This is a genomic window from Butyrivibrio sp. AE3009 (assembly GCF_000420845.1).
In the GTDB taxonomy this organism is placed as follows: Bacteria; Bacillota; Clostridia; order Lachnospirales; family Lachnospiraceae; genus Butyrivibrio.
On the sequence record NZ_ATVS01000039.1, the window covers coordinates 1 to 12083 of the forward strand.

6 protein-coding genes are annotated in these 12083 nt (G+C 47.8%); all 6 read right to left on the reverse strand.

What is annotated here, in order from left to right:
• Positions 1 to 345 precede the first annotated feature (345 nt).
• A complete protein-coding gene (locus tag G588_RS0115305) occupies positions 346 to 1266 on the reverse strand; it encodes a PD-(D/E)XK nuclease family transposase (protein WP_022779588.1) in 921 nt (306 codons plus the stop codon).
• A 306-nt stretch (positions 1267 to 1572) separates the two neighbouring features.
• Positions 1573 to 2547 (reverse strand): Rpn family recombination-promoting nuclease/putative transposase, encoded by a 975-nt coding sequence (locus G588_RS0115310; protein WP_022779589.1) that lies wholly within the window; start codon positions 2545 to 2547, stop codon positions 1573 to 1575.
• Between the two features lie 565 nt (positions 2548 to 3112).
• Positions 3113 to 3793, reverse strand: coding sequence for an REP-associated tyrosine transposase (locus G588_RS20575; protein WP_022779590.1), 681 nt, complete (start codon positions 3791 to 3793; stop codon positions 3113 to 3115).
• Positions 3794 to 3875: 82 nt separating this feature from the next.
• On the reverse strand, positions 3876 to 4694 hold the full coding sequence (locus G588_RS20580; RefSeq protein WP_022779591.1) for a DNA-processing protein DprA: 819 nt from the start codon (positions 4692 to 4694) through the stop codon (positions 3876 to 3878).
• A 138-nt stretch (positions 4695 to 4832) separates the two neighbouring features.
• Positions 4833 to 6458, reverse strand: a complete 1626-nt coding sequence (locus G588_RS0115325; RefSeq protein ID WP_022779592.1) for a YifB family Mg chelatase-like AAA ATPase — start codon at positions 6456 to 6458, stop codon at positions 4833 to 4835.
• Between the two features lie 198 nt (positions 6459 to 6656).
• Complete coding sequence (locus tag G588_RS0115330) at positions 6657 to 12077, reverse strand: leucine-rich repeat protein (RefSeq protein ID WP_022779593.1); 5421 nt, start codon at positions 12075 to 12077, stop codon at positions 6657 to 6659.
• Positions 12078 to 12083: the final 6 nt, after the last annotated feature.

Genomic DNA, 12083 nt, shown 5'->3' on the forward strand with positions numbered 1-12083 from the left:
TGTCATTAAATATCTCCTTTTATTATAATTTTTCTGTATATCCCTTTCAAGTAGCTCAAATACTGGAATATTGCGGCGATTACGCCTCATTGCCACAGACTGTGGCAACCTGCTCTGAACGAGCCCAGAATTAATTCTAGCAGCAAATTCTTAAGATTTACCATCGAAAATTCTTAAGAAATGCGAAAGATTGTGAACTTTCGGACACAATTTACCTTACTAAAGTGCCTGTCACTTCATCCCCCTAAAGTGCCTGTCACTTTCCTCCACCGCAGTGCCTGTCACTTCACCCCACTAAAAAAGCCCCCGGCGCATCTGCACCGAGGGCTCCTCTATCCACAACAATTATTTCTTTTTCTTAAGCTCTTCATTCTCCGCCAGCAGTTTCGCTATCATTGCATCCTTGTCAGCTATCTCAGCATTCTTATCTGCTATCTCTGCATCCTTATCTGCTATCTCTACATCCTTATCCTCTATTATTGCATTAAACTCCATGTCCTTCTTCTCTATTATCGCCTCGTACTTCTCCTGCGTCTCAAGGACTCCCGCTGCATACTCCGTCGCCAGCTGCTCGCGATAGCGCCTCTGTCCTTCCAAGATCTCTTTTGCCTGATTGTCGGTGTTAAGTTCCAGAATCAAATCCGCCACCTCCTCAATTTCCTCATGCTCTAGCATAAGAGCCTGCATCTCTTCCCAAGTCTTTGCCATAAACAGCTTGGTCCAGTATAGCAGACCATTGTCTATGTCTTCCTGAGTTGCCAGTTCTGCGTGATTTAATTGTAACACGTTTATTCCCAACATGTCAGAGTAGGATCTGTGATTTTTGATATTAAGAAGTCTGTACCTTGCATAGAACTCCGGATTCTCGGGAAAAAGATTCTGATCCGTTATGCAGTAATGCATCGTCTGTTTTAGTTTGGAGTAGTCCTCACCTTCCTTTAAACTGTCATAGGCCCTGCACAAATACAGTATCGCTCTTGGTCTCCAGAAACTGTCCATATATGTCTGCAGCTCTATGTTCATTATTTTCCCGGAGTTCAAGGTCAGCTTAAGATCCATCACTGTCTCTTTTCCCAAACTGCTAAGATCAATCGGGTTCTCAACCACAATACTCTTAATGTCTTCCGGCTTGATTCCTTCCAGCGCACTCACCAATCCCGCCAGGGCTCTTGGGGAATGCTGCAATGAATAGTGGAATACTCCATCATCCTTTAATGTGAACTCTATCACGCCTGTTGCTTCCTTGTAGCTTAACTTTGTTGCCATTCGATAGTTCTCCTCTTTGTGTTTTTGTTCGTCTGTCCTCTGGGATTATGTGGCGATATGCCTTCGAAATCCTTGAATATTACAGATATTTTGACTGCGGATCAATCCGCTGATACCTATTCTAGCAACAAATTCTTAAGATTTACCATCGAAAATTCTTAAGAAATGCGAAAGATTGTGAATTTTAGGACACATTTTACTCTGCTAAAGTGCCTGTCACTTCATCCCCCTAAAGTGCCTGTCACTTCACCCCACTAAAAAAGCCCCCGGCGCATCACGCACCGAAGGCTCCAACATCACCATCCATTATTCGTAATCCTTATCCACCAGCTCTATTATCAGCTGCTTCTGATATTCCTTGTCATATGCAGCCTTAATAATATCTTCTGTTCTGCCAGCTTCAGCCAATTTCTGATTAAGGGTGTTAATGATATCTGTTCTTTCTTCTCTTCCTTCTTCTCTTCCTTCTTCTCTTCCTTCTTCTCTTCCCTTTTCAATCATCATTTCAATGCCTTTGCACATAATGATTCTTCCTCCTTCCTCTTCATCTACCGCAATACTGGCTCCGGTAAAGGTATTGATCACATTTACTGACTGCGTTGCAAGGCTCCAATTGGGGCCCTTTTTGTCCAGCATCGCCCGTATATCTTCGTCTGAGTTCTGTCTTCGAATGAATTCAAATACATCTCCTAATTCTGTTTTGAATTTATCGAAATCATCGATAACATGCGGATCCACAAGATTCATCCTGTAATCATTAACATATGGCTCTAAATCAGGCTCCAGATTCTCCATCATATCTGACAATCTGGTTGGACCATCCCATTTCTTGTCTCCCCAATTGATAACCAGGGTAATTACCGGTATGATTTTATCCTCCATAGTAAAGCCTGACAAGAACTCCGATGAATCCTTCGCATTTTTCTTCTCTCGGTTCTGCCTAGCTATATCTGCAACCTGGCCAGCATAATTCAATGCATCATATAGGTTGTTTCTTACCGGCATGGCATAATGGACATCTGACTGATTTTCAATTCCAAGGATCGCATAAATCCTTCGTCCATCACTTTTTATGGTCACGCCCTTAAGAATGTCCCTAAGCCTTTTGGTAGTAACAATCTTTTTATACTTCTTCACGACAGCTTCTTCGACAGGATCTTTATCGACCAGATCTTCAGGCCTTATAACCTGCCTTCCGTCATGTAAGTAATAATTCCACACGTCGGCAAAATGCTGGTTGTCCGACATGTAATCATGTGAAACGGTATCTTTATCGCTCAATATTTTCTCCTTTATTATATGTTTGAATTTTTTTGCCCGCAAGAATATAAAATCACAGGCTTGGACATTGATTAAGACAAAACACTCAGCCCACAGGTTTGAAAGACAGCCCCCTAAAAAAGGGTAAACTTAAGAAAGCACAGAAAACCGCCAAATGTGCGTCATGGCTCGTGCGTGGTGGTGGGTAATGACAATCCCCATGGGCCTTATGTTTGAAAGACACTCATCATGCCGGAATAATATGCGGCGAATTGGACACGCCGTCAGCATGATAAGTTACTCACGATGGAGTAGATTGCGTTTTAGCATTTTTTCTAAATCCAATATCTATACAATACAGTATTTATGCGGGTTTGTAAACAATTCTTAAGGAATCTTAAGTATTTTGCGGTATTGCGTACGAAGGCTTCTCCAGAGTGTCTGTAACCCTGCTGCATCCCGCATCCCATCTGCTGTTCACACACCCGTCACAATCTTAAGAATTCTTAAGAATTATGCGTTTTCCCGTAAATACTTTATTCTGCGAAAGTGCCTGTCACTTCATCCTACGAAAGTGCCTGTCACTTCACTCCTCCAAAGTGCCTGTCACTTTAGTCCGACGCATCAAATACAGCGGTATACCTCTCTCATCCTCTTTCATATCTAATTGTATCTGTGCCTCAGCATCCTGATGCGAAATACGATCCTCATTAAATTTACGATATTTCTCCTTGTTCTCTCCAAAGTACTCTTTTACACGATTCAAATCTGTGATTTCGTTAAGTAGCCGCTCCAGTATAGAACCGGGAAACGTAAGCTCATATTCCGTTTTCAGAAATTCCCTGTAGCTTGTGTATGGATACTTCTCTGCCTTGCTAACTATAGATGCTTTTACCGGATTCATGTGAATGTACCGGATTGCTTCAAGCAGATAGTTGTCGTCATTTATGATTTTCGAATAATATCGTCCCTGAAAAACATGGCCTTCGAAATCATGTGCATCATTGTAATAATGCGAATAATTAGACAGCAGTTGTTGCATTATACGACTTATCGATACATCTGTAGTCTCTATGAGAAGATGAAAATGATTGGTCATCAGGCACAAACTGTGCACCTTGAAATTGTATCTTTTCTTCATAAAGGACAAGATTTTTAAAAACATGATATAATCCTCAGAATCAATATAAATATCGTTTTTGTGGTTTCCCCGGCTCATCACATGATATATTGCCCCGGGATACCAAACTTTTAGTTCTCTTGACATACTCTAACTCCTTTCTATTGGTGCCTGTCACTATGGCGGACTAAAGTGCCAGGCACTTTAATCCACCATAGTGACAGGCACTTTACCCCACCATAGTAACCGGCACCCCGTATCTCTTCCCCCACTCCACCGTCGTCATGGACCCGCTCTTTTCGCCCACTTCAATGGCATAGAGTTCATCCGACAGAGCCGCAATTATCCTGTTCCTGGCAGGAAAAGCATAGGGCCTTACCTCAGTCCCCGGCGGATACTCGGAGATAATGCAGCCCGTCTCGATAATCGCCTCATACAGCGGCAGATTCTCCTTGGGATAGCAGATATCCGGCCCGCTCCCAAGGACCGCGGCGGTGTACCCGCCGGTCCTGATACACCCTGTATTTGCGTAGGAATCCACCCCCTTCGCCATGCCGCTAACAACCGCAACTTTGCTCCTTCCGGCCGCCTCCGAGATCTCTATGGCGGCGGCCCGCCCCTCTCTGCTGCACCGCCTTGCTCCTATCACGCCTATCGCCCTGTCGAATTCATTTATCCGCAGTTCCCCCTTTGTATACAGCACAATCGGCATCTCCAAACGCCCCTTGAACCTCCTTGGATACGCTTCATCACCCGCCGTCACCACGCTTATCCCCAGCTCCCTGCACCTGCCCAGGACTTCCAGAGCCTTCTCCATCACAGTCTCATCCTCTTTTCCCTTCACAAATGCATTGAACGCCTTGGCAAAACCGGGTATTTCCCTCGCCTCTCTATACGTCATTCCGCCAATATCCGCCCCATCCGCCAAAAAAGCTCCTCTCACGCCCTGGCACATCTCCAGCAGCTTATGCTGCGACACGCATCCAAATCCCGGAATAAAGCTCATAAAAACATACAATTCTTCTTCCGAATAATCCTCATAATTCATACTCATTTACCTCCCTCAACCTCCTCAAATCTATTTTTCTCACCGCCGCTCCTCTTCTCTCAATCGCCGCTATTGACTATCACAACCACTCTCACCGCCGCCATTCGCCTCACGCAACCACTTTCACATCCCTCCTCATCACCTCTTCACCGTATACATCCCACTACTCGACACATCCAGATCCCTGCACCCAAGCACCCTCTCAACATCCTGCAGCCTGATATTCTCCGCACCGTCCAGATCCGCACTCGTCCTCGCCAGCCTCAGCAGCTTATGTATCACCCTCGCACTGTAGTCAAACTTATCGCTCGCCCGCTTCAGCAGCGCCGTCGACTCCGCATCCAGCCTGCAATAATTCCCCACCATCGTTGACGTCATCTGCGCATTGCAGCTGATCCCCGGCGCATCCTTGAACCTCTCCTGCTGAATCTTCCTCGCTTTCTCCACTTTTTCCCGGAGAACCGCCGAACTCACGCCCCCTTGTGCCTTATCCAGGTCAAAAAAGTCCACGTGCGCCACCGCCTTCTGAATATCAATCCTCTCCAGAATCGGGCCCGATATTTTTCCACGATATTGCATAATCTCATAATCGCTGCAACGACATTTTTTTGATGGATAATACCCACAAGGACAAGGATTCATCGCCGCCACAAACATGAAATTCGCCGGATAACTGTTACTCCCGCTGACTCTCGATATCGTCACCTTCTTATCCTCCATCGGCTGCCGCAGCGCATCCAGCGTCGCCTTGTTAAACTCCGCCAGCTCATCCAGAAACAGCACCCCGTTATGGGACAAAGACACCTCCCCCGGCTGCGCAAAACTTCCCCCTCCAATAAGTGCATTCAGTGAAACATTATGGTGAGGCGCCCTGAACGGACGCATTTTCATAAGCCCGGACCCGGGCTCCAAAAGACCCGCTATGCTGTGAATCTTACTGATTTCCAGCGATTCTTTTACAGTCATCTCGGGAAGAATCGTGGGAATTCTCTGGGCTATCATCGTCTTGCCGCAGCCCGGCTCCCCAATCATCAGAATATTGTGCCCCCCTGCTGCACCCAGCACAATGGCGTCAATCAGCTCTTTTTGCCCCTTCACGTCCGAGAAATCAAGATTTGAGAAAAAAACTGCCTTCTCCCCCGCCTCATCACTCCCGCCGGGAGCCTCATCCTCTTTTACGCAAAAAAACTCATCCCCCTTCCCCTCAAGCACCTTCACCGTATCCGAGAGGCTTTTTACCGGACAAATCCTTATCCCCGGCACCGTCGCCGCTTCCTTCCTGTTGTCGAAGGGCACCACGACCGCTTTTACCCCGCAATTCGCCGCCTCCGTCACCATGGACAGCACCCCCGTGCAGGGCCTGATCCTGCCATCCAGCGATAATTCGCCGATAAAAGCATAATCCCCAAGGCTCTCCGCCTGTATCTGCCTCGTCTGCCTCAGCAGCGCAATGATCATCCCCAGGTCAAAATGGGCCCCCCGCTTCTTCTTATCTCCCGGCGCAAGGCTGAGGATAATCTTCTCCTTGGGCATCTCGTATCCACAGGACTCAATCGCAGCCTGTATGCGCTCTCCCGCCTCTTTGATGGCCTGGTCGGGTAGGCCGATGATCGACATGATCTGCTGCGGCGACTTGATGGTTCCGGCTTCAATCTCCACCATGTAACCCTCAACTCCGGCAGTAGCCATGCTCTTTACTACTGTTGCCATATTCTCTTTTTCCTCTTCTGTTAAAAAAATTTTGTTGAAAGATATCACGATCATCGGACTGATGAAAACGGCACGAACCACCGCCTATACTCGTGATTACTCCGAAAGGAGTAGAAATGATCTTCTGCTTTCAATGAAGCTAGCGTAGCACTATTTTCGCATATTGTAAAGAATTTAGTTAACTAAAGTGACAGGCACTTTCGCAGAACAAAGTGACAGGCACTTCACCAAAGTAAAGTGCCTGTCACCATATTACTGCTCTTTAGCCCACACGCCGTACAGCGTTACTTTCTTCTGATAACCACCGGCGCCAAAACCAAATACATCTCCGTCCTGATACCGGTCGCCTGTCGAATCGGGCTTCGTTGACCATCCCATGAATACGTAGCCGCTGACCTTGAACTTGCCTTCTGTAAGCGGATTGTCTTCCTCGGTGCCAACAACCATCTTCTGATCTGCCATCTTGCCGATAGCCTTTGTTCCCTTAGGCTGGTTAGCCTTGAAGCTGATCACGTAGCTAAGCGGCGTCCAACTAGCGTAGAGATCATAGTCGCCGCAGCCGGTCTTACTGATCTTAGTGACCTTCTTACCTGTCACAGCATCAAACCATCCGCCGAACTTATAGCCGCTCTTCTCCAGCTTGGCAGGAAGTGTTATCGCCTTAGCCGCAACCTCCCTGTATGTGTAGTAATCCGGGATATAATTCTTTTCCCCCTTCACATAGCTTCCGCCGTCAAAATCCGCCGAGATGGTAAAACTGTCTCTCCATATGCCGTAGAGATGCAGCGTCAATCCGCCATCTTCCTTAACCAGCTCAGGATCCGTAATCTTCTCCTTGTCCGTATACACAACTTCCAGCTCTGCTGCCGCCTCGGGCGATGTCGACCATCCCATAAATGCCTTATCCGCATTCTTATAAGGAACTGCCGGAAGCGCCTTCGCCTTGTTGTATACGTAACCACCGTAGGTCTTAGTCGCCGCCGAACTATCCGGTCCCTCGTGCAGAACTACACTGTACTGAGCCTTCCATTTAGCATAGAGCACCATGTCGCCGAAGGTCTTACCATCTATCTTCTTAACCGCCTTCTTGAATCCCGCATCCGCAAACCATCCTTCGAACTCGTAATTCTCTCGAACCGGTGTCGGAAGCGCGCCCGCAAGTCCCGTTCCGTAGGTATAGGCCGCCGCATATACATTGTCTGCGCCTTCGTTCCTCTCACCGCCGCACAGCTCATATTCCAAAGTGTAATCGGACAGCTCCCAAACTGCGTACAACGTAACGACGTCTTTATTCTTATCGGGCCTCAGCGCCGCATTTGCCGCAACTGCCTCCCAGCTGAGAACTCCACCCTCCGCCAGAGACTCTGCCGACAATCCCTCATCGGGCACCGCGCCGTCCTTAGTTGTGGACCAGCCCATGAATCTGTATCCTTTGTTGATAAAAGAGTTCGCGCCAAGATCCAGCTCTTCTCCATATTTCGCCGTAGCCTTGGCAGTCTTCCCGCTAACCGCGAACTTATTTCCGCCCTGGGTCTTGTTAGCATCGAAGTTAACCGAATATGTCCAAGGCGTCCACTTCGCATAAACCGTAATGTCTCCTGCCTGTGTAGCCGGAATTGACTTAAGCACTGCTGCCCCGCCGGAAACCATCGTCCATCCGCCAAACACATATCCTTCTCTCTCAGCTACCGGAAGCTTAGTAACCGCAGTACCGAAGGTATAAACGCCCTCGTTCTCAGCAGCACTCTTGCCTGTTCCAAGCTGCCCTGTTCCCAGCTGTCCTGCACCGAAGCTCTTGTCGGCAAATTTCGCCGTTCCCTCACCCTCATCGTTAAGATCAAAGGCTACGGTGTACTTATTTGCCGTCCACTGTGCGTACAAAACAGTCTTGCTGATTCCTGCCTTGGTCAGCTGTGCCACTCCCAGATCCTTGGAAAGTGACAGCGCCTCTCCGCTCAGAATCATCTCATTTGTAATAGCAATGCCGCTTCCGTCCGCCTTGGTATTCCAGCCTGCGAAGCTGCAGCCTTCTGCGGTAAAAAGACATGACGCAGGATAGAACTCACCCTCGTAGGCAAGGCCCTCTGTATCCCTCATGACACCAAGAACGGTAGCGCCGTATGCTTTTTTCCCATTGCCATCGTAAACTACCGAATATGACTTATCGGGTCTCCACTGCGCGTACAGCGTGATGCTGTAATCCGTGTCGGGATCGGCTCCGTCGGGCTTACTCACCAGATCGGTAAAAGAGGCCTTGTCGGCAAGCCTTATTCCCACAGCCTCATCGTCACTTGGATCCGCAGAGCTCCAGCAGTCAAATACGAAGCCTGCCTTTGTATAAATGTTCTGAGGCAAAGTATATTTTTTGTTAAAATCGCAGTCCAGAGCATTCATTGTAGCTGCGCCCTGTGCTGTCAGTGCATTGTCTGCGCCGTTTCCGTCCAGGATAACCCTGTAGCTGTTGGCAGTGACAGTAACGTTACAGGAAGCCTTGAAACCTCCCTCAACTGTTGCCACGGTGATGGTGGCTTCTCCTTTTCCAACGGCCTTGACCAGTCCCTTGGCGGTTACTGTTGCGACCGCTTCGTTGGTGCTACTAAAGGTCACTGACTTATTGGCTGCAGTGCTGGGACTAACGGTTGCCTTCAGGGTGAAGGTCTCGCCTTTGGCCATTTCTAATTCACTTGAATTAAGAGAAACGCCTTTGACAATCTTTTTCTCATCCGCCTTTGTCTTAAGTACTTTGATGGTGCCTGTCTCTGTCTGCACTCCGTGTCCGTAGGTGTTTATGGAAACGGTGTAGGTGGTGGTACCCTCTTTTTTAGGTACGAATTTGTACTTCCTGTTATCCTTGTCGTAGCGTACAACCTCAGCGATACTCTCATCCGCAACGGTTATCGTGATCCTGCTAAGCTCCTCGGGATCCGAATAGTAGGGATAAAACGGTGTCAAAGAATAAGTCGTGTTGGCTATTTTATCCAATGCCAGAACCGTACTCGGTGCATTGGCATCCACAATGTGATTGGCAGGAGATGTATATGTAGAGTCTGAATAAAAACAGTACTGATAGCCGAATTTTTTCAGCGTCTCCCTCATTCTCTCCGCAGTAGTGTCATATCCCCATCTGCGATAAGGCGCATCATCATAGAAGATCACCGCATCCTCGGGGAAAGACCTGAGCGGATAGTTCTCATAAACCGTATCCTCCCAGGGATACTCGGAATCTGCTCTGGAGGTGAAGGTTCCGGTTCTGTCTTTGCCATATAAGTAGTTATTTGAATCATCCAGCTGGTAGGACCACTGGCCTTCAAGATGGATTTCCTTGAAATTAGTGCCATAGAACAGTCTTGCACCTGTGATGAGCAGGTCGTCCTCATACATCGTCAGAGTGCCGGTAAGGCCGCTGCAGCCTTCAAATACGGCTTCTTCCAAACGAGTCCTTGTGATTGTCTCTTCCCCGTTCTTGGCATTTCTATGCTTAAATGTCAGCTTGGTAAATGAACTGCAGCCCTTAAATGCTTCCTGATCAATATCTATAGCACTCGGAATCACCAGCTCACCGGTCATGCCTGAGCAGCCGTAGAAAGCACATTTCCTGATCTCATCAATTCCGTCAGCAATTGTAAGGCCCGTTAAGCCGCTGCATCCTGCAAAACAGAAATCCGCAATCTCTCGGTACGGTCTCCTGGTCACTGAGCCGTCCGAATGATAGTGAATCATCTCGCTGCCGCTCCAGAATTTGGCGGGAATGTTCAGCTTACCTGTTAGACTTTTACAATTTCTGAATGCACGATCACTAACGGCAATCTCCTCCGGGAAAGTAATGGATCCCGCAAGGTTCTCGCAGTCCTCAAAAGCACTGCTCTTGATTTTCTTAAGAGAAGCCGGGAACATAGGGCTGATTTGCGTCAGGTTATTACAATTAAATGCTTCTGTGCCAATTACTTCTATCGTACTTGGAAGCTGTAACTTTCTCTCGGTTGTGTTTTTTTCATAGAAGTAAAAAGCTCTTGATCCAACCGTTAATAATCCTTCGGGAAGGGTGATTGTTCCCCCGAGTTTTTGGCAGTAACTGAAACAGTTTTCGGGAATCTCGGTGAGCCCGCTGCCAAAGGTGACACTTGTGAAGTTTGTATCTTTAAAAGCTGCATCTCCAAGTTTTTTTACATGAGACAGATCCAGCGCACCTGTAAACTCTGAATAAGCAAAGGCTCCCTCTCCGATCTTAGACAGCTTATCAGGAAACTTGATCTGACCACTGATCTTACAGGTATCAAAGGCATTGTCACCGATCTCCTGGAGGCTCTCAGGTAACGTGATTTTGTTTACCGTGGGGGCAAAAAACTTAAATGCGCAATTACCGATCCTGGTTATGCCCTCTTCAAATGTCACCGACTCAAAACGGTAGTTAGAACCGCGAAGGCTCTTTAGCTTGGCTTCCCAAGGGATCGCTATGTTACCGTCTTTGTCATAGTAGGTATAGTCATACATGGGACCTGTACCGGAGATGGTAAGCTTGTAGCTGTATGGGTCCTTCTCGGTGGCCTTCATGTTCCAGGTAAGGTTGTCGCCGCATTTTCCCGAGTAATCGCCGGGTGTGGGCGCAGGTGTAGGAGTAGGTCCTACAGGGCCTGAAGTGTCGCCTACTACCTCTTCGTCTTCATTTACATGGTACAAAGACACGAAGCAGCTTCCGTTAAAATACTTGTTATGATTCTTTTTGGTGTCATCCCATTCTATGGTCGAATGATTGCACCATATCTCGTTGTGGTCGTTTACGGCGTGTCCGTCGGTGATGGTGATGCCGTTTTCGTCGTAAGCAAGAAGAATCATGTAGTGAGTAATTGTGTAGTCATCATCCGTTTTCTTCGGATCGTGGCACCAGATGATATCACCTGCGGTTGCTCCGTTGTCGCTAAAGAACTGTGCAATTTCCGCACCTTTCAGCTTACCGGCGGAATTGATCCTTTTGAACATATCATCCTTCTGCCTGCGGCTATGCCCGTAGACGGCCTCCCAGATGTAGTCAACTACGGCGCAGCAGGTATTAGATTTCCACTTACCATTTGCATAGTAGTCATAGGGAAGCCATCCGCCATCCAGGGAATTGACATAGTTGTCTACAGCGTTGATAACCTGCTGTTCCTTGGCAGATATACCCAGAAGTTCTGCTTCCTCCGCATCCTCCTCTATGGGGTAAAAAGACTCCTCGTCGCTCTCCCATATCGCTGTCAGAGTGGTGTCTTCTTCAATGGTAAAAGAATACCCTCCTGTGTAGATTCTGGATCCGTCTCCCACAGGGCTCCATCCCATGAAGTCGTAGCCGTCCCTATGAGGGACTTCCTCGGACACAGTTACGCTGTCACCGATCTCGTACAGTTTTGTGTCCACAGGAATACCTGTGACATCCGCCTCTTCGGCTTCGTAGGTCACAGTCAGTCCTTCCTGAGCCAATTCTGTTTCTGTGAGTTCTTGTTCTTGTACTTCTGTGATTTCTTGTACTTCTGTGAGTTCTTGTACTTCTGTGAGTTCTTGCGTGTCGAGTGACACAAGACTGTCATACTCAGCCAATTCAGGCTGTGCTGCATTAACTGTCGCGGCAGAAAACGCGCCGGAAACAGTCAGCGTCATGGCAAGTAGCCCTGCCAGGGCGCCACCTAATACTTTCCTCATTACACT

Bases quoted from the DNA above. Each gene is read 5' to 3' on its own strand.
- G588_RS0115305 (WP_022779588.1), bottom strand. From the start codon at position 1,266: ATGGCAACAAAGTTAAGCTACAAGGAAGCAACAGGCGTGATAGAGTTC.
- G588_RS0115325 (WP_022779592.1), bottom strand. From the start codon at position 6,458: ATGATCGTGATATCTTTCAACAAAATTTTTTTAACAGAAGAGGAAAAA.
- G588_RS0115330 (WP_022779593.1), bottom strand. From the start codon at position 12,077: ATGAGGAAAGTATTAGGTGGCGCCCTGGCAGGGCTACTTGCCATGACG.
- G588_RS20580 (WP_022779591.1), bottom strand. From the start codon at position 4,694: ATGAATTATGAGGATTATTCGGAAGAAGAATTGTATGTTTTTATGAGC.
- G588_RS20575 (WP_022779590.1), bottom strand. From the start codon at position 3,793: ATGTCAAGAGAACTAAAAGTTTGGTATCCCGGGGCAATATATCATGTG.